Origin of the sequence: Streptomyces sp. NPDC059454 (genome assembly GCF_042749965.1) — a bacterium.
GTDB lineage: Bacteria > Actinomycetota > Actinomycetes > Streptomycetales > Streptomycetaceae > Streptomyces.
The window spans coordinates 1-17,417 of record NZ_JBHYVC010000050.1 but is presented as its reverse complement, the minus strand read 5'-3'; the positions used below and the strand labels follow the sequence as shown (position 1 = coordinate 17,417).

Sequence of the window (17,417 nt, the reverse complement as noted above, 5' to 3'; positions counted from 1 at the left end):
TGGCGCAGTCCACAGCGGAACCGTCGCCGATCAAGCTGACGCGACGGCCGTGCAGCCGCGACAATGCCGGTGAATGGCTTTGTCGCCTTTTCCGGACGGGTCGTTCGTGCCGCTGGGGACGCACGCTCGTTCTTCAGTGTGGGGCGGTCGGCGCGCCGTTCCGGGTGAGCTGGTCGTAGGAGCACCAACCGATGGGCGAGGGGTACGCATGACCGACACCGGCCAGGTCCCGGGCGAGGGACTGCCGGAGAGCGCAGGCATGGTGGAGCAGCCGGGCGTCGCCGCGCCCGACGCGTACACCTACCTCTCCGACAGCCCCGCCGAGGACGAAGACCTGCTGCTGCCCGGCGCGCAGAGCGCATGGGGCAACGAGATCGCCCCGCCCGCGCCCGAGCCGGTCGTCGAGACCGTGCATCAGCCGGGCCCGCACGAGACGGCCGGCCGCGACAGCGGCTCGGTCGACCTCGGCGGCGTCCGGCTCCCCGAGCAGTCCGCGCCGCGCCGCCCGCTGCACCTCGGCCCGCCCATTCCCCACGTCAACGCCGGCCCGGTGCGCTCCCTCGCCGACCGTGGTCCCGCCGACGTGCCGGCCCGCCAGGCCGGTCCGCCGACCCTCGGTCCCGAGTACCTCGACGTCCCCCGCGCGCGCGAGGCGGCGGTACCGCAGGCCGCGGCGCCCTGGGGCGCGCAGCCCACGGTGGGCGCGGGGGCGGTGGCCGCGGAAACGCTTGTTCCGGCTCCGGAGCCGATGGACGCGGCCCAGGCGGTCGTGGCCCGCGTCACCACGGAGGCGGGGGCGGTGCAACAGGACACGGAGGGTGCCGCTGTCGCGGTCGCCGCGCAGGACACCGGGGGTGCCGCTGTCGGCGGCACCGAGGCTGCGGCGAGCGTTCCGGCCGGGGGCGGGGAACCGGGGCCCGTCCCGGTTCCGTCCGCGGATCACGGCCTGCCCGGCGCCTCCGCCGCCGAGCCCGCCCAGGGGGCGGGGACGCCGCAGACCACCGAGACGGCCCAGGTACCCGCACCCGGGCCCGCACCGTCCGCCGAACCCGCTGCTCCGGAGCACACCCGGGAACCGGAGGCGTCCCCGGCCGCCGAGGCGCCCTCCGCCGAGCCCGCGGCGCCGGAGTACGCACGGGCGGCCGAGGTGCCGCAGGCAGGTGGGGTACCGGCCGCCGTGCCCGCCGCGCCGGACCCCGCCCAGGTCGCCGAGGCACCGTGGGCTGCCGTCTCCGAGTACGCCCCGGGAACGAATGCCTCCCACGGCGCCCAGGTACCGGGTCTCGCCCCCGCAGCACTGCAGGCCGACGAGGCGGCGGGCGCGGAGGCCGCCGTGCCGGCGCAGGCCCCGGCGGCGGAGGCGCCACAGGACGCCCAGGCACCAGATGCGGTGGCCGCCGCTCCGGACCACGTCCGGGAGACCGAGGCTCCGCAGACTGTTCAGCCGCCCGGACCGGAGGCCGCCGCGCCGGAGTTCGCGCAGCAGGCCGAGGGGTCTCAGACCGGCCACCTGCCGGGTGCCGAGGCCACCGAAGCGCAGGCCACCGGGGCGGCTGAGGCATCTCCGGCCGGCCACGTGCCGGGTGCCGATGCCGCCGTCGCGCAGGCCCCCGAGGGGACCGAGGTTCCTCAGACCGGTCACCTGCCGGGTGCCGAGGCCACCGAAGCGCAGGCCACCGGGGCGGCTGAGGCATCTCAGACCGTTCAGGTGCCGGGTGCCGAGGCCGCCGCGCCGCAGGCTGCCGAGGCGGTCGGCACGGGCGCTGCCGAAGGGCCCGAGGCTGCCCGGGCCGTTCCGGTACCAGGTGCGGAGGCTCTTGCTCCGGAGCACGTCCGGATGTCCGAAGCCTCCTCGGGCGTCCCCGCGCCGGGCGCCGACGACACCGCCGCACTCCCCGGGACCTCCGCCGCGGAAGCGGACGGCACCGCGCCCGAAGCCGCCGCGCCCGAAGCCGCCGCACCCGCTGCCGCGGCGACGGGCGACGAAGCCCTCCCGGAGGCTCCCACTCCCGAGGTCCCGGCCGCCGTCGGCCCGGCGGCCCCCCGTGCTGCCGACGAGGCCGCCGACGCCGTTCCCGCCATCGACACGGCCGTGTCCGAGCCCGGCGCGGCCCCGGTCCAGGGCCCCCAGCAGTCCTCCACCACCCTTCTGACCGGCACCGTCCACCCGGAGCCCGAGCCCGGCCGGCCCGTGGGGGAGTCCGTCCCCGCGGACGGCACCGTGCCCACCACCGCGCACCTCGCGCCGACCCCGGCCCAGGGCGTGGCCGTCCCCACCGGGGAACCCCGCGAGGCGGACGCCGAACTCGCGCAGAACCCTGACGACCTCGACACCCAGGGCGCCGGTGTGGACACGGAAGCCGCACAGCCCACCGGCCCGGCCGCCCCCGGCTACGACGACGCCGAGCGCGAGGCCGTACTGAAGGTCATGCGCGAACGCCGCGACATCCGCAACGGCTTCCGCAGCGACCCCATCCCGCACGAGGTGCTGCTCCGCGTCCTGGAGGCCGCCCACACCGCGCCCTCCGTCGGCCACTCGCAGCCCTGGGACTTCGTCGTCATCCGCTCCGCCGAGACCCGGCGCGGCATGCACGAACTGGCCATGCGCCAGCGCGACGCCTACGCCAAGTCGCTGCCCAAGGGCCGGGCGAAGCAGTTCAAGGAACTGAAGATCGAGGCCATCCTCGACACCCCGGTGAACATCGTCGTCACCGCGGACCCGACCCGCGGCGGCCGGCACACCCTCGGCCGGCACACCCAGCCGCAGATGGCGCCGTACTCCTCCGCGCTCGCCGTCGAGAACCTCTGGCTCGCCGCCCGCGCCGAGGGCCTCGGCGTCGGCTGGGTCAGCTTCTTCGACGAGCGCGAGATGGTTCGCGCCCTCGGCCTCCCCGAGCACCTCGAGGTCGTCGCCTACCTGTGCGTGGGCTACGTCGACGAGTTCCCGGACGAGCCCGAGCTGATGCAGGCCGGCTGGTCCAAGCGCCGCCCGCTGTCCTGGGTCGTGCACGAGGAGACGTACGGCCGTCGCGCCCTGCCCGGAGAGGACCCCCACGACCTGCTCGCCGAGACCGTCGCACAGATCCGCCCGCTGGACGCCAAGGCTCTCGGCGAGGCGTGGGAGCGCCAGAAGCGCATGACCAAGCCGGCCGGGGCACTCGGCATGCTGGAGATCATCTCCGCCCAGCTGTCCGGCCTGTCCCGCCAGTGCCCGCCGCCGATCCCGGAGCCCGCGGCCGTCGCGATCTTCGCCGGGGACCACGGGGTGCACGCCCAGGGCGTCACCCCCTGGCCGCAGGAGGTCACCGCGCAGATGGTGGCCAACTTCCTCGGCGGGGGAGCGGTCTGCAACGCCTTCGCCGCCCAGGTCGGCGCGGAGGTGTGCGTCGTCGACGTGGGCGTCTCCTCCGACCTCCCGGCCACCCCCGGTCTGCTGCCGCGCAAGATCCGCGCCGGTACGTCCGACATGACCACCGGGCCCGCGATGACCCGTGAGGAGGCCAAGAAGGCCATCGAGGTCGGCATCGAGACCGCCCGCGACCTGGTCGCGGCCGGCAACAAGGCCCTCCTCACCGGCGAGATGGGTATCGCGAACACCACCGCGTCCGCCGCCCTCATCTCCGTCTTCACCGGCGCCGACCCGGCGGAGGTCACCGGCCGAGGCACCGGCATCAACGACGAGACCCTCGCCCGCAAGACCGAGGTCGTGCGCCGCGCCCTCGAATTCCACCAGCCGGACCCGGCCGACCCCATCGGCGTCCTGGCCGCCGTCGGCGGCTTCGAGCACGCCGCCATGGTCGGCCTGCTCCTCGGCGGTGCGTCGCTGCGTACGCCGGTGATCCTGGACGGCGTCAGCGCCGGTGCCGCCGCCCTGGTGGCCCGGGCCGTCGCCCCCGAGGTCCTGGCCGCCTGCATCGCGGGCCACCGCAGTGCCGAACCCGGCCATGTCGCCGCCCTCAACAAACTGGGCCTGCGCCCCCTGGTCGACCTCGACCTCCGCCTCGGCGAAGGCACGGGCGCACTGCTGGCGCTTCCCCTGGTCCAGAGCACGGCGCGGGCCATGCACGAGGTGGCGACCTTCGATTCGGCGGGAGTAACCGAGAAGTAGCCCGGCCGGCTGTGGGCAGCGCCGGGTGCCGCCATCGACGTGCCGGTGGTTGTGGGCAGTCGTTCCGCAGGGTATGGGGGCGCCCCCCATACCCTGCGGGCCATGGGGGAGGGTGGGCACGACCACCCACAGCCGGCACCCGGCGTCCCCTGCCCACCCACCGGACACCGGGCCCGCCAGAACCCCACCCCCCTTTAAAATTCGCACGTCAGGGCCACCGCACGTCGCAAGAGGAGCCGTCCCTCATGGCCGAACACCCCGCCTACCCCGTAGGCCTCCGCCTCACCGGCCGCCGCGTGGTCGTCCTCGGCGGCGGCCAGGTCGCCCAGCGCCGCCTCCCCGCCCTGATCGCCGCCGGCGCCGACATCCACCTCGTGTCCCCCGAGGCCACCCCCTCCGTGGAGGCCATGGCGGACGCCGGCGAGATCACCTGGCACCGGCGCCCCTACGCCGAAGGCGACCTCACGACCGCCTGGTACGCCCTCATCGCCACCAGTGACACCGGGGCGAACACCCGTGCCTCCGCCGAGGCGGAGGCGCACCGCGTGTGGTGCGTCCGCTCGGACGACGCCGACGCGGCGACGGCGTGGACCCCGGCCACGGGCTCCAGCGAGGGCGTCACGGTGGCCGTCCTCACGACCCAGGCGCGCGGCCGCGACCCCCGCCGCACCGCGGCCATCCGCGACGCCGTGGTCGAGGGCCTGCGCGACGGCACCCTGGTCGCCCCGCACCACCGCACCCGCACCCCGGGCGTCGCCCTCGTGGGCGGCGGCCCCGGCGACCCGGACCTGATCACCGTGCGCGGCCGCCGCCTGCTCGCCGAGGCCGACGTCGTCATCGCCGACCGGCTCGGCCCGCGCGACCTGCTCGCCGAGCTCCCGCCGCACGTCGAGGTGATCGACGCGGCGAAGATCCCCTATGGCCGGTTCATGGCTCAGGAGGCCATCAACAACGCGCTGATCGAGCACGCCGGGCAGGGCAAGTCGGTGGTCCGGCTCAAGGGCGGCGACCCGTACGTCTTCGGCCGCGGCATGGAGGAACTCCACGCGCTCGCCGAAGCGGGCATCCCCTGCACCGTCGTCCCCGGCATCTCCAGCTCCATCTCGGTTCCGGGCGCGGCCGGCATCCCCGTCACCCACCGCGGTGTGGCGCACGAGTTCACCGTGGTCAGCGGCCATGTCGCCCCCGACGACGAGCGCTCCCTGGTCGACTGGCCGGCCCTGGCGAAGCTGACCGGCACCCTCGTCGTCCTCATGGGCGTCGACAAGATCGGCCGGATCGCCGAGACCCTGGTGGCGCACGGCAAGTCCCCCGACACCCCGGTCGCCCTCGTCCAGGAGGGCACCACGGCCGCCCAGCGCCGGGTCGACGCCACCCTCGCCACGGTCGCCGAAACGGTCGTCGCCCAGGAGGTCAGGCCGCCGGCCGTCATCGTCATCGGCGAGGTCGTCGCCGTGGGCCCGCGCGGGACGGCGTGACATGGCCGAACTCATCACCGTCGACGACCCCGGTGACCCGCGGCTGCACGACTACACCGGCCTGACCGACGTGGAACTGCGCCGCCGCCGCGAACCCGCCGAGGGCCTGTTCATCGCCGAGGGCGAGAAGGTCATCAGACGCGCCGGGGACGCGGGCTACGCGATGCGGTCGATGCTGCTGTCGGCGAAGTGGGTCGACACCATGCGCGACGTCATCGACCGGGCCACCGCGCCGGTGTACGTCGTCGACCCCGCGCTCGCCGAACAGGTCACCGGGTACCACGTGCACCGCGGCGCGCTCGCCTCCATGCAGCGCACACCGCTGCCCACGGCTGCTGACGTGCTCCGGACCGCCCGCCGCGTCGTCGTCATGGAGTCGGTCAACGACCACACCAACATCGGCGCGATCTTCCGCTCCGCGGCGGCCCTCGGCATGGACGCCGTCCTGCTCTCCCCGGACTGCGCCGACCCCCTCTACCGCCGCAGCGTCAAGGTCTCCATGGGCGCGGTCTTCTCCGTGCCGTACGCCCGTCTCGACACCTGGCCCAAGGAACTGGAGACGGTGCGCGAGGCCGGGTTCGAGCTGCTCGCCCTCACTCCCGACGAGAAGGCCCGGGCCCTGGACGAGGTGGCACCGCACCGTATGGACCGGGTGGCCCTGATGCTGGGCGCGGAAGGGTCCGGCCTGTCCGGCCGGGCCCTGGCCGCCGCCGACGAACGGGTCCGCATCCCGATGTCGCACGGCGTCGACTCCCTCAACGTGGGAGCCGCCGCGGCGGTCGCCTTCTACGCGGTGGCCACGGGGCGTCCGCAGGAGTAGCGGCCCGGGCGTCGTCGTCGAGTCACTGGCCGGGGCCCTGGCAGCCCTGCACCAGCGCGATGCCCAGCGCCACCACCAGCGTCACGACGACGAACACGAACAGCCGCTGCCTGAGCAGTCGCGGATTGGCCGGCCGCAGGCCGGTCCCGGTCGTCCGGGGCCCCGGACGACGGGCGCCGGTACCGGACCGGGTGGTGTTGCGGGACGCCGGAGTGGGACGCGAACCGGACCGGGACGGAGCGCCTCCGCGCGGGGAGCTGTCGCGTGATCCGCCCCGTGAAGGGGGCACGCTCCGGTTGGTTCGTCCGGAAGAGGCGGACGAACCGCTGTTCCTGGGCGCGGGACCGCGTCCGCGCGGCGGCGGAGTTCCCTGACCGCCCTGCCGGCGCCGCGCCCGCTCCGGGTAGGTGTCCGCGAGGCGTCCGGTGGGCCGCTCCGTCTCGGCGTCGCGCGGGGCCGGTGGACGCACGTCGGCGAGGCCCTGGGTCTCCCGTGCGGCGATCTCCTTGAGCCGCAGCGACAGTTGGAGCGTGCTGGGCCGCTCCTCGGGGTCCTTCGCCAGGCACGCGCGGACGAGAGGGGCCAGGGCGTCCGGGACGCCGCGCAGTTGGGCCTCCTCGTGCACCACGCGGTACAGCATCACCTCGGAACTGCCGTGCCCGAAGGGCGAGTCGCCCATCGACGCGTACGCGAGCGTGGCACCGAGCGAGAACACGTCCGTGGCCGGGGTGACGGCCGCGCCGCGCACCTGTTCCGGGGCGAGGAAACCGGGTGAGCCGACCGCGGTGCCGACGTGCGTGAGCGTCGACGCGCCGGTCGCCCACGCGATGCCGAAGTCGATGATCCGCGGCCCCTTCGGGGACAGCAGGATGTTGGACGGCTTGAGGTCCCGGTGCACCACACCGGCCTCGTGCACGGCGACCAGCCCCTCGGAGAGGGCCGCGCCGACGGCGGCGACGTCGGCCGCGCCGAGCGGCCCCTCGTCGGCGACCTTGTCGTGCAGCGAGGGCCCCGGCACGTACTGCGTGGCGAACCAGGGACGGTCCGCGTCGAGGTCCGCGGCCACCAGCCGGGCCGTGCAGCCGCCGCGGATGCGACGGGCCGCCGAGACCTCGCGCGCGAACCGTGAACGGAACTCCTGGTCCTCGGCCAGGTCGGGCCGGATGACCTTCAGCGCGACCCGCTGCCCCTTCCTGTCGGAGCCCAGGTAGACCACGCCCATCCCGCCCGCGCCGAGTCGTCGGTGGAGCCTGAAAGAGCCGACGACGCGCGGGTCCTCGCGCCTCAGGCGCATCATCGCCATGTTCATCCCCGCTGCCCGGTCCTGTGACGTGCCACAGCTTACGTTTCCACGGCCGCCCGTGCGCAGAGGCCGCGCCCTCTCGAAGCGGTGGATTGTCAGTGGTGGGTGGGAGACTTGAAGAGTGGTCAGGGAGCGTGCGGACAAGCCTGGTTCGCGCGGCCGGTGGTCCCAACCACCCGAAGGCGAAGGGGGATTGATCGCGTGAAGGGTGACCGTGTGGAGATCGTCGTGGACGCGGGGGACACGACGCGTACGTACGAGGTGGTGGCGAGCAGGGCGGGGCGCCGGGTGGAGACGGCGGTGCGTCGGGGGGTGGTGGAAGTGAGCGAAGTCACCCGAACCGGGGCCGTGGTGCGGACGGCCCGGTTCATGGCGAATCGGGTGCTCGCGCTGGTGGAGCAGCCGGTACCGCGGGAGGACGGCTCGGAGAAAACGGGACGGAGCGGGCGGCCCTTCGGGGATGTCCCTGAGGCGTAGCACCCCGTCTCCACCCAGGGGAGTACACCGCGGGGAGTGGCTCATCCTCCGGGAGGCCCGGCAATCGGTACGAGGGCATGACGCCGGGGGAGGGCCAGGCGCCTAGATTTGAGGTCAAGCGGCGGGTGCAGCACTCGTCCCCCGAGGTCAGACGCCCGCCGCTGTCAACGACAACAGAAACGGCCAGGAGAGGGACCATGGCATACACGGCACCGCGGACACTGATCCGCACGCGGGAACGCGGCGAGGGGCGTCGCCATCCGCTGGTGGCGACGCTGATGGCCCTTCCCCTGGCGGTCCTGCTCCTCCTCGTCTTCGACGGGTGGGAGACGGTGGCCACACAGGCGTCGTCCGTGGGCGAGATGCTGGGGCGCTGAACAGCGACCCCAGGCCCGGAAGAGCGGTCCGGGCGGGGACATCCACCCATGAAACCCCGTGGGGACGGGGGTACGGCGGACGGCAAAATGCCGGCGCAGCTGGGGAGCTGCGCCGGCATTGCTCTGTCCGCGCGTCCTCGGGGTGCGCATCTTGCGCCTGCGGCTTCGGCGGGGACCGACGCGGCGCCCACGGCCCGCGCAACCCACCCCCGGCTACCCTCGCCCCGTGACCACGGACCTCCTCCCCGCCCTGACCGCCCACGTCACGGCGATGGCCCACGCAGGCCCCCGTACCTGCCGCTGCACCACCGCCACCCTCGCCGCCCGCGAGGACGCCACCGTCGTACGACACGCCGGCACCGTCGCCAAGGCCCACGCCTCCGACGCCGACCCCGCCGAGCTGACCCTCCGTCTCACCGTGGCCACCCGACTTCCCGGCGTCCTCCTCCCCCCACTCACCCCGGCACCCGTCGAACTGCACGGACGACTCGTCACCCACTGGCCGTACGGCACTCCCGTGGACCCCGACGACCCGGACGCCGCCCCCTGGGAGGCCGCGGCCGCCCTCCTCGCCCGTCTCCACCGAACCCCCGCCCCCACCGCCGTGCCTCCCATGCGCGGCCCCGCCAAGGCCGCTCACGCCCTCGCCCGTCTCCGCGCCACCGCCCCCCACCACCCCGCCACCGCTCCCGTCCTGCGGGCCTGGGCCGCCCTCCCGCCCTGGGCCCGCGGTGAGGCCTCCATGCCGGACACCACCACCCTCTGCCACGGCGACCTCCACCTCGGCCAGCTCATACGCCATCCCGCACACAACGGCCCCTGGCTGCTCATCGACGTCGACGACCTCGGCACGGGCGTACCGGCGTGGGACCTGGCCCGTCCGGCGGCCTGGTACGCCTGCGGACTGCTCGCCCCCGACGAGTGGCACCGCTTCCTGACCGCCTACCGCACGGCCGGCGGCCCGGCCGTACCGTCCGGCGGCGACCCCTGGAGCGCGCTGGACGTTCCGGCCCGCGCCCTCACGGCCCAGACCGCCGCCCGCGCCGTCACCAAGGCCGTCGCGGCCGGCCGGCCCCTGGACGAGGTGGAACAGTCGCTGGTCGACGCCTGCGCGCGCATGGGCTCCGTCCGCCCCGCCGCCCCGTCGGCCTGAGCCGAAGTTTCGCGACGTAGGGTGCAACCGACCTGCAGCCGGGCAGAGTCTGTCCTGGCGATACGCGAAGCAGGAACGACCGGCGAGGAGTTGAACCGATCATGCAGTGTCCGAAGTGCCGTGCCCCGATGCACACCTACAACCGCAACGGTGTCCAGATCGAACAGTGCAGCGGGTGCCGAGGCATCTTCCTCGACTACGGCGAGCTGGAGTCGCTGACCCGGCTGGAGTCCCAGTGGTCGCAGCCCGCGCCGCAGGCCCCGCCCGCCGCTCCGCAGGCCTACCCCGCCGCTCCGCAGGCCTACCCCGCCGCCCCGGCTCCCGCCTGGGGCGCCCCCCACGCCGGCCACGGCCACCACGGTCACCACCGCAACAAGAGCTTCGGGCACATGCTCTTCTCCAGCTGACGGAGGCACGACGAAGCCCCCCGGTCGGAGGACCGGGGGGCTTCGGACGGTGTGGACGATACTGGGATTGAACCAGTGACCTCTTCCGTGTCAGGGAAGCGCTCTCCCGCTGAGCTAATCGTCCTCGGGACCACGATCGCTCCGTGGAGCGGATCATGTGCACTGCGTGCGCGATACTGGGATTGAACCAGTGACCTCTTCCGTGTCAGGGAAGCGCTCTCCCGCTGAGCTAATCGCGCGGAGGATCCGGAGATCCGGGATCCGAAGATCCAGTGGACGATACTGGGATTGAACCAGTGACCTCTTCCGTGTCAGGGAAGCGCTCTCCCGCTGAGCTAATCGTCCTTGGAGGTGGAGACGGGATTTGAACCCGTGTAGACGGCTTTGCAGGCCGTTGCCTCGCCTCTCGGCCACTCCACCAGGAGTGTAGGGGGCAGGGAAGCCCCCTCTTCCTGCGAGCGGACGACGAGGCTCGAACTCGCGACCTCAACCTTGGCAAGGTTGCGCTCTACCAACTGAGCTACGTCCGCCTGTCGTTTCGGTCGGCTTGCGCGTCCCGGCGACGAACTGAACTCTAGCGGATTCCGGGGCCAGTACAAAAACCCGTTTGTGCAGCGTGCTGCGCCGCGCCTGCTCACGGACATGCCCAGGTCACCGGAACCGTGCCCGCCGTAGACTCGTCGCGTGCTGGACCTGCCCCCTCTCGCCCGCTTCGGCGACCGCGTCGCCACCGGACTCCTCGACGTCACCGACGACCCCGCAGCCCTGGACTCCAGGGGGTTCTGGGCCGTCGCCGCCGGCTTCGAGGGCCGGCTGACCTGCGCCCGCTTCCGGGAGGTCCGGGAGCGGCCGGTCCCCGCCCCTGTGCCGGGGGCCTGGCGGGGGCCGGCGGCCGGCGACTGGACGTCCTCGCTCGGCCACGGCGCGTACACGGCGGCCGTGCGCCGGATCCGCGACCACATAGCCGCCGGCGAGGTCTACCAGGCGAACCTCTGCCGCGTCCTGTCCGCGCCCGTGCCGTCCGGCGCCGACGTGGACGCCCTCACCGCTCTGCTCGCCCGGGGCAACCCGGCCCCGTATGCAGGAACGATTCGCCTGCCCGGACACGGGGTGGAGATCGCCACCGCGTCGCCCGAGCTGTTCCTGCGGCGGGAGGGCCGCGTGGTCGAGTCCGGGCCGATCAAGGGCACCGGGCGCACCGAGGCCGACCTGCTGGAGAAGGACTACGCCGAGAACGTGATGATCGTCGACCTGGTCCGCAACGACATCGGACAGGTCTGCGACACCGGCACGGTGACCGTGCCCGACCTGTGCGCCGTCGAGAAGCACCCGGGTCTCGTCCACCTGGTGTCGACCGTGCGGGGCGAGCTGCGGGCCGGCGCGGGATGGCCCGAGCTGCTCGGTGCCGCCTTCCCGCCCGGTTCCGTCACCGGCGCGCCCAAGTCCAGCGCGCTGCGGATCATCGACGCGCTGGAGACGGCGCCCCGCGGCCCGTACTGCGGAGGCGTCGGCTGGGTCGACGCCGACCGCGGCACCGGCGTGCTCGCGGTGGGCATCCGCACCTTCTGGATCGACCGGACGGCGGGCGGCGACGCCGTCCTGCGGTTCGGCACCGGCGCCGGGATCACCTGGGGCTCCGACCCCGAGGGGGAGTGGCGGGAGACCGAGCTGAAGGCCTCCCGGCTGCTCGCGGTAGCGTCGGGAACGTACGAGACGAGTGAAGGGACCCAGAGGTGAAGATCTGGCTCGACGGCGGGCTGCAGGACACCGAGTCCGCCCGCGTCTCCGTCTTCGACCACGGACTGACGGTGGGCGACGGCATCTTCGAGACGGTGAAGGCCGTGGACGGACGCCCGTTCGCGCTCACCCGGCATCTCGACCGGCTGACCAGGTCGGCCCGGGGGCTCGGACTGCCCGACCCCGACCTCGACGAGGTCCGCCGCGCCTGCGCCGCGGTCCTGGAGGCCAATCCGATGCCGCTCGGCCGGCTGCGCCTCACCTACACCGGCGGCCAGGGCCCGCTCGGCTCCGATCGCGGCGAGCACGGTCCGACCCTCGTGGTCGCCCTCGGCGAGACCACCCGCCGCCCCGACTCCACCGCCGTCGTCACCGTCCCCTGGACGCGCAACGAGCGCGGTGCGCTCACCGGCCTGAAGACCACCTCGTACGCCGAGAACGTCGTCGCCCTCGCCCGCGCCCGGGAACAGGGCGCCTCCGAGGCGCTGTTCGGCAATACCGTCGGACAGCTCTGTGAGGGCACCGGGTCGAACGTCTTCGTCGTGCTCGACGGTGAGCTCCACACCCCGCCGGTCGCCTCCGGCTGTCTCGCGGGCATCACCCGTGCCCTTGCCGTCGAGTGGACCGGTGCCAGGGAGACCGACCTGCCGCTGGACGTCCTGGAGCGGGCCGAGGAGGTCTTCCTCACCTCCACCCTGCGCGACGTCCAGGCCGTCCACCGCGTCGACGACCGCGAACTGCCCGGCGCCCCCGGCCCGGTGACCGCCAAGGCCATGCGGATCTTCGACGAGCGCTCCGGGGCCGACCTCGATCCGTGACGGACCCGGAATTCGGCCGATCCGGGGCGCGGACAGAAGGGGCGGGCTCGCAGGGTCCTCGGTTGAGGGTGGTGGTGGGTGACGGGAAAGTGGAAGGGGCGGGCTCGCAGGGCCCTCGGTTGAGGGTGGTGGTGGGTGACGGGAGGGCGGGTAGAACACCCTCGATGACCACCACTCTGCGGCCGGCCGAGCCGCTTCAGCAGAACCCCGACGGCACGCGTTCGCGCCGCTATCAGGTGTGCGTGAACAGCCGTCCCGTCGGGACGGTCCATCTCGGCACGCATCCCGTCTTCGGCGATGCCGTGGCCCGGATCACGAGCCTGCGCATCGAGGAGCCGGACCGCCGGCGCGGCCGGGGCACGGTGGCCGCGCTCGCCGCGGAGGAGGTGGCGCGCGGCTGGGGGTGCCGCCGTATCGAGGCGACGGTCCCCGCCGGCCCCCGGGCCGCCCTCGGGCTCGCCACGGCGCTCGGCTACGTCGTGCGCAACCGGACCATGGAGAAGGCCCTCGCGGAGGCCCCGCCCGCGCTTCCGGAAGGCAGCGTGGCCCGGCCCATGACGGAGGGCGAGTTCGGGCCCTGGCTGGCCAAGGGCCAGGAGGACTACGCCGGGGACTGGATCCGGCGCGGGGTGCCGGAGGCCGAGGCCCGGGCCAAGGCGGCGAACGACCACGCCGCGCTGCTGCCCGACGGCCACGCCACCGAGGGCATGCTTTTCAGCGTCCTGGAACATGAGGGCACGCCCGTGGGCACTCTGTGGCTGTCGGTGCGCGGGGAGCGGGCCTACGTCTTCGACGTCGAGGCCGACGCCGCCCACCGGGGCCGGGGGCACGGACGTGCGCTCATGCTGCTCGCCGAGGCCCAGGCGGTCGCCGCGGGCAACCGGCTCATAGGCCTCAACGTGTTCGCCGGGAACACCCCGGCCGAGCGGCTCTACGACTCACTCGGCTACGCCACGACGCAGTACTCGATGTACAAGCCGCTCCTTTGACGGTGGGCGGGAGCCGGGGACCCGGGGTCAGCCGTCCTGCTCGGCCAGCAGCCGGTCCGCGATCTCCTCGACGCGCTCGCGCAGCCCCTCCTGGCTCTTGCCGCCGTCGAGGCGCTCACCGCCGATGACGTACGTCGGGGTGCCCGTCACCCCGATCGCCTTGCCCTCGGCCTGGTCCGCGTCCACGATCAGGATGTGCCGTCCGTCGATCAGCGCGGTGTCGAACTCCTCGGCGTCCAGACCGAGTTCCTGGGCGACCTCGACGAGGAAGGCCTCTCCCCGGCGGTCCAGCTCCTCGACCCGTCCCAGCACGGCCTCGACGTACGGCCATCCCCGTCCCTGCTCCAGCGCCTCCTCGGCGGCCTGGGCGGCGGCGAAGGCGTGCTTGTGCTTCTCCAGCGGGAAGTGCCGCAGCCGCAGCTCCAGGCGGTCGCCGTAGCGGGCCCGCAGGGCACGGAGGTCGTCGAGGGCGCTTCGGCAGTCCGGGCACTGCAGCTCGCACCAGACGTCGAGGACGGGGGCGACGGGACGGGCGGGGGAGGAGTCACTCATGGTCACAGTCTCCCAGCCGGGCCGTCGACCACCCAATCGGACGCAGGACGCTCCGGAGCAGGCCCGGGCCCGAGGCCGGGGCCCGAGGCCGGGGCCCGCCTTCCGGCCCGTCCGGCGTCGAAGGGCGAAGAGGAGGGCTCACCGGCACCTGCGGAGGAGTACCGACCCGGAGATGTCCCTGATGTCCGGCCGGAGCATGGCCCGGCGGGGCCCCGCAGGTGCAGGATGGAAGGGACGAAGTGCCACAGCGTCCGCACCTGCCTGGAGGACCGGATGATTGCCGAGACCGTCTGCTCCGCCGTCTCCGCGGCAGGCCTGGGCATCGCGGTGGTCACGGCCTACCGCAGACGCTTCCTCGCGGCCGCCCGTATCGCCGCCTACTCGCTCGTGCCCCTCGGCCTGGTGATGGCCGGCGTCGTGGACTGGCTGGCCGACACCGCCTTCAGCCCGACGGCATGGGCCGGTTTCGGAGTGCTCGGCCTGTCCTGGGTGCTGTTCGCGACCACCCGCACCGTGGAGCGCCGGCGTGGCGGCACCCGTAAGGAGCGCAAGGCCGCGCGACCCGAGGCGGTGGCACCCGGGGCTTCCGCGCCCTCCCTGGGCCAGGGAGCCCGCCCGGCGGCCCGTCCCGCTCCCGCGTCCCGGGGCGGGGACGACTTCAGCGATATCGAGGCCATCCTCAAGAAGCACGGCATATGACGGTGGCGCACCGCGGGTGAAGGCGCGCGTGACCGGCGGAAACGTCACAGGGCGTCCCGGAGCGCCCGGAAGCGGTCACAACCCGAACCGTAGATCGCGGAATCGGCGAACTCGTACTCACTCCGTGAGCGTTGATCGCGTCGGGTGCTCCCGATGCGTCATCATCGCCGCGAGATGCTGGACACGAAACAGAGCGATGCCGCGCCGCAGCAGGACGAGCCGCGTGGATGCCTCTTCGCCCTTTCCCAGCCACCGCTGATGATCTTCCTGGCGGTGATCGGGTGTCTGCTGCTCACGGCTGCCCTGCACGACCTGCTGTGGCTGTGAGCCGTACCCGCGGTACCCGGCGTCACCCGTCGGGACCGCGTCGGCACGGCATCGAGCGGCTGCTCCGCCGGCCGCGGGGCGGCCCGGGCGGTTCAGCCTGCGGCCTCCTTGCGCCGCGCCCGGTAGGCGGCCACATGCAGACGGTTGCCGCAGGTACGGCTGTCGCAGTAGCGGCGCGAGCGGTTGCGGGAGAGATCGACGAAGGCGTGCCGGCAGTCCGGCGCCTCGCAGCGCCGCAGCCGCTCCTGCTCCCCGGCGACCACGAAGAACGCCAGCGCCATCCCGCAGTCGGCGGCCAGGTGGTCGGCCACGGAGGCGCCGGGCGCGAAGTAGTGCACGTGCCAGTCGTAGCCGTCGTGGTCGGTGAGCCGGGGCGTGGTGCCCGCGGCCGCGATCAGTTCGTTGATCAGCGTGGCGGCCGCGCGGGCGTCCGGAGCGGCGAAGACCGCCGCGAACCGGCCGCGGATCTTGCGCACCGCGGCCAGGTCGAACTCCGTGAGCACCCCGACCTCGCTGACCTGGTGCTGCCGCACGAACTCCGCGAGAGCCGCGACGTCCGGCAGCCCCTCCGGTGTCGTGTCGTCCTCCGGCGCGGAGTTCACCAGATCCACCACGGTGTCGAGTGCGCACCGGGTGTCGTGGGTGATCAGCACAGTTCGCTCCCTGGCCTGGGGGTCGGGCGGGCGCCCGCCGATGCTGGCCGATGGTAGTGGCTCCGGCGCACCCCGCACCTCCCCGCTCCGCACATGGCTTCGAGTGCAACGCGCGAACACCGGCCGTCGTTCCCGATCACCCGTTCGGCCGATACCGGCCCGGCGTGCGCGCAGCACGACGGCGCCGCCCGCGGAACCCCGCGGTGTCGGCGCCGTTGTGTGTGAGCCGTATGCGGCTGTCCGGGCCCGAGCCGTCTCCCCGAGTCGACGGCGCCGGGCGGCTTCGCGAGCCTCGCCTAGCTTTCCGCCAGGATGTGCGAGAGCTCCTGGTCGAGATCGAAGTGCCGGTGTTCCGTGCCGGGCGGCACGGCGGCGTCGGTGCGCTTCAGGAAGGACTCCAGAGCCCGCGCCGGGGCCTCGAGCAGGGCCTCCCCCTCCGGCGAGCTCAGGGCGATGCAGACGACGCCCTGACCGTGACTGCGCGACGGCCAGACGCGGACGTCGCCGGTGCCCGTGGGGCGGTGAAGTCCCTCGGCGAGGAGGTCACGGGCGAACACCCACTCGACGGTTTCCTCGGCTCCGGTGTGGAAGGTGGCGTGCACGGCGTAGGGGTCGGCCGTGTCGTACCGCAGGCCTGCGGGGACAGGCAGGGAGGACTCGCTCGACACAACGAGGCGCAGGTGCAGCTCGCAGCTGACCGTGGTGTTCATAAGCGCCAGGGCCTTTCGCTCAGTGTGCGCTCGGGGATTCGCACGTCGGCCAAATCGACATGCCACCTACGGTGCCGTTGTAAACCCCTCTGAGTGTTTTGCGTGGGTTTACGTAACCCTTCCGGCCGAGAGATCGTTCGCGCCCTGCGCCCATTCCGGTGATGCGTTTTGCTCGGGTAGTGTTTGGCTGTATGGACACGGGGAGTAACAAGTCTGGCGAGGCCGCGGTGGCGGCCCACGGGGTGACGGTGGACGAGAGCGAGAGCCGGGAAGAGCGAGGGCTCGGATCGCGCGCACCTGAGTTCGTCAGGGCGCGCCGCGCGCTGCACTTGAGCTGGCAGGTCGGCGTCTTCGTCGTCGGCCTCGCGGTCGTGGCGGCCGGTGCCGCGATGCTGGTGCTGCCCGGCCCGGGCTGGGTCGTGATCTTCGGCGGTATGGCGATCTGGGCGACCGAGTTCGTCTGGGCCCAGCTGGTGCTGCGCTGGACCAAGCGCAAGGTCACCGAGGCGGCCCAGCGGGCCCTGGACCCCAAGGTGCGGCGGCGGAACATCATCCTGACCTCGGTCGGTCTGGTGATCGTGGTCGCGCTGGCCGGGGTCTATCTGTGGAAGTTCGGCCTCGTGATGCCCTGGAAGATCGAGGAGCAGTGATGTGCGGCGGGGGGTGGGCGCACCGCTCCCCGCCGGTCACGGGTACCCCCTGACATGGGGTAATGTTCTGCCTGCGTCCGGGCGATTAGCTCAGTGGGAGAGCGCTTCGTTCACACCGAAGAGGTCACTGGTTCGAACCCAGTATCGCCCACCGGATCA

17 protein-coding genes and 6 tRNA genes are annotated in these 17,417 nt (G+C 73.4%); 14 read left to right on the top strand and 9 right to left on the bottom strand.

Annotated features, from left to right (window positions below; translation table 11 throughout):
* The first annotated feature begins 208 nt into the window (after window positions 1-208).
* From cobT to ACFXAE_RS27000, 3 genes are all read left to right on the top strand, one after another.
* Window positions 209-4,108: a nicotinate-nucleotide--dimethylbenzimidazole phosphoribosyltransferase gene (gene cobT, locus ACFXAE_RS27010; protein WP_384719355.1), complete on the top strand. Its 3,900-nt coding sequence runs from the start codon at window positions 209-211 to the stop codon at window positions 4,106-4,108.
* 245 nt (window positions 4,109-4,353) lie between these two features.
* A complete protein-coding gene (cobA, locus tag ACFXAE_RS27005) occupies window positions 4,354-5,586 on the top strand; it encodes a uroporphyrinogen-III C-methyltransferase (RefSeq protein WP_384719353.1) in 1,233 nt (410 codons plus the stop codon).
* A gap of 1 nt (window position 5,587) precedes the next feature.
* A complete protein-coding gene (locus ACFXAE_RS27000; protein WP_384719351.1) occupies window positions 5,588-6,406 on the top strand; it encodes a TrmH family RNA methyltransferase in 819 nt (272 codons plus the stop codon).
* Window positions 6,407-6,428: 22 nt separating this feature from the next.
* On the opposite strand, the gene ACFXAE_RS26995 is transcribed toward ACFXAE_RS27000, so the two are convergent.
* Entirely contained in the window at window positions 6,429-7,715 is a 1,287-nt protein-coding gene (locus ACFXAE_RS26995; protein WP_384719349.1) for a serine/threonine-protein kinase, read from the bottom strand.
* A gap of 195 nt (window positions 7,716-7,910) precedes the next feature.
* On the opposite strand from ACFXAE_RS26995, the gene ACFXAE_RS26990 reads away from it, so the two are divergent.
* From ACFXAE_RS26990 to ACFXAE_RS26975, 4 genes are all read left to right on the top strand, one after another.
* A complete protein-coding gene (locus ACFXAE_RS26990) occupies window positions 7,911-8,186 on the top strand; it encodes a hypothetical protein (RefSeq protein WP_384719347.1) in 276 nt (91 codons plus the stop codon).
* 197 nt (window positions 8,187-8,383) lie between these two features.
* On the top strand, window positions 8,384-8,563 hold the full coding sequence (locus tag ACFXAE_RS26985) for a hypothetical protein (RefSeq protein WP_030867596.1): 180 nt from the start codon (window positions 8,384-8,386) through the stop codon (window positions 8,561-8,563).
* A gap of 226 nt (window positions 8,564-8,789) precedes the next feature.
* The gene (locus tag ACFXAE_RS26980; RefSeq protein ID WP_384719345.1) at window positions 8,790-9,716 is read left to right on the top strand and encodes a phosphotransferase family protein; all 927 of its coding nucleotides are present in this window, start codon (window positions 8,790-8,792) and stop codon (window positions 9,714-9,716) included.
* A gap of 101 nt (window positions 9,717-9,817) precedes the next feature.
* A complete protein-coding gene (locus ACFXAE_RS26975; protein WP_384719343.1) occupies window positions 9,818-10,123 on the top strand; it encodes a zf-TFIIB domain-containing protein in 306 nt (101 codons plus the stop codon).
* Window positions 10,124-10,175: 52 nt separating this feature from the next.
* Here the strand turns inward: ACFXAE_RS26975 and ACFXAE_RS26970 are convergent.
* From ACFXAE_RS26970 to ACFXAE_RS26950, 5 genes are all read right to left on the bottom strand, one after another.
* A tRNA-Val gene (locus ACFXAE_RS26970) sits at window positions 10,176-10,247 on the bottom strand.
* A 43-nt stretch (window positions 10,248-10,290) separates the two neighbouring features.
* Window positions 10,291-10,362, bottom strand: a tRNA-Val gene (locus ACFXAE_RS26965).
* Between the two features lie 34 nt (window positions 10,363-10,396).
* Window positions 10,397-10,468: transfer RNA gene (locus ACFXAE_RS26960), tRNA-Val, on the bottom strand.
* A gap of 1 nt (window position 10,469) precedes the next feature.
* Window positions 10,470-10,543 (bottom strand) — tRNA-Cys (locus ACFXAE_RS26955).
* 37 nt (window positions 10,544-10,580) lie between these two features.
* Window positions 10,581-10,653 (bottom strand) — tRNA-Gly (locus tag ACFXAE_RS26950).
* A 154-nt stretch (window positions 10,654-10,807) separates the two neighbouring features.
* On the opposite strand from ACFXAE_RS26950, the gene ACFXAE_RS26945 reads away from it, so the two are divergent.
* The 3 genes from ACFXAE_RS26945 to ACFXAE_RS26935 all read left to right on the top strand — a co-directional run bounded on the left by ACFXAE_RS26945 (window position 10,808) and on the right by ACFXAE_RS26935 (window position 13,667).
* Window positions 10,808-11,860 (top strand): chorismate-binding protein, encoded by a 1,053-nt coding sequence (locus tag ACFXAE_RS26945; protein ID WP_384719341.1) that lies wholly within the window; start codon window positions 10,808-10,810, stop codon window positions 11,858-11,860.
* Window positions 11,857-12,678 carry an aminotransferase class IV gene (locus ACFXAE_RS26940; protein WP_384719339.1) on the top strand — a complete coding sequence of 274 codons (822 nt, stop codon included), beginning with the start codon at window positions 11,857-11,859 and terminating at the stop codon, window positions 12,676-12,678. The genes ACFXAE_RS26945 and ACFXAE_RS26940 overlap by 4 nt, the downstream gene beginning before the upstream one ends.
* A 164-nt stretch (window positions 12,679-12,842) precedes the next feature.
* The gene (locus ACFXAE_RS26935) at window positions 12,843-13,667 is read left to right on the top strand and encodes a GNAT family N-acetyltransferase (RefSeq protein WP_384719337.1); all 825 of its coding nucleotides are present in this window, start codon (window positions 12,843-12,845) and stop codon (window positions 13,665-13,667) included.
* Between the two features lie 27 nt (window positions 13,668-13,694).
* Here ACFXAE_RS26935 and ACFXAE_RS26930 read toward each other — a convergent pair whose 3' ends face one another.
* Complete coding sequence (locus ACFXAE_RS26930; RefSeq protein WP_384719335.1) at window positions 13,695-14,219, bottom strand: DsbA family protein; 525 nt, start codon at window positions 14,217-14,219, stop codon at window positions 13,695-13,697.
* Between the two features lie 273 nt (window positions 14,220-14,492).
* Here ACFXAE_RS26930 and ACFXAE_RS26925 point away from each other — a divergent pair, with 273 nt between their 5' ends.
* Window positions 14,493-14,918, top strand: coding sequence for a hypothetical protein (locus ACFXAE_RS26925; protein WP_384719432.1), 426 nt, complete (start codon window positions 14,493-14,495; stop codon window positions 14,916-14,918).
* 153 nt (window positions 14,919-15,071) lie between these two features.
* Window positions 15,072-15,245, top strand: coding sequence for a hypothetical protein (locus ACFXAE_RS26920; protein WP_184765717.1), 174 nt, complete (start codon window positions 15,072-15,074; stop codon window positions 15,243-15,245).
* A 92-nt stretch (window positions 15,246-15,337) separates the two neighbouring features.
* Here ACFXAE_RS26920 and ACFXAE_RS26915 read toward each other — a convergent pair whose 3' ends face one another.
* Entirely contained in the window at window positions 15,338-15,898 is a 561-nt protein-coding gene (locus ACFXAE_RS26915; protein WP_384719333.1) for a CGNR zinc finger domain-containing protein, read from the bottom strand.
* Between the two features lie 296 nt (window positions 15,899-16,194).
* Window positions 16,195-16,608, bottom strand: coding sequence for an SsgA family sporulation/cell division regulator (locus ACFXAE_RS26910; RefSeq protein WP_004002642.1), 414 nt, complete (start codon window positions 16,606-16,608; stop codon window positions 16,195-16,197).
* A gap of 191 nt (window positions 16,609-16,799) precedes the next feature.
* Between ACFXAE_RS26910 and ACFXAE_RS26905 the strand changes: the two genes are divergently transcribed.
* Window positions 16,800-17,258: a TIGR02611 family protein gene (locus ACFXAE_RS26905; protein WP_384719331.1), complete on the top strand. Its 459-nt coding sequence runs from the start codon at window positions 16,800-16,802 to the stop codon at window positions 17,256-17,258.
* A gap of 79 nt (window positions 17,259-17,337) precedes the next feature.
* Window positions 17,338-17,409, top strand: a tRNA-Val gene (locus ACFXAE_RS26900).
* Window positions 17,410-17,417 lie beyond the last annotated feature (8 nt).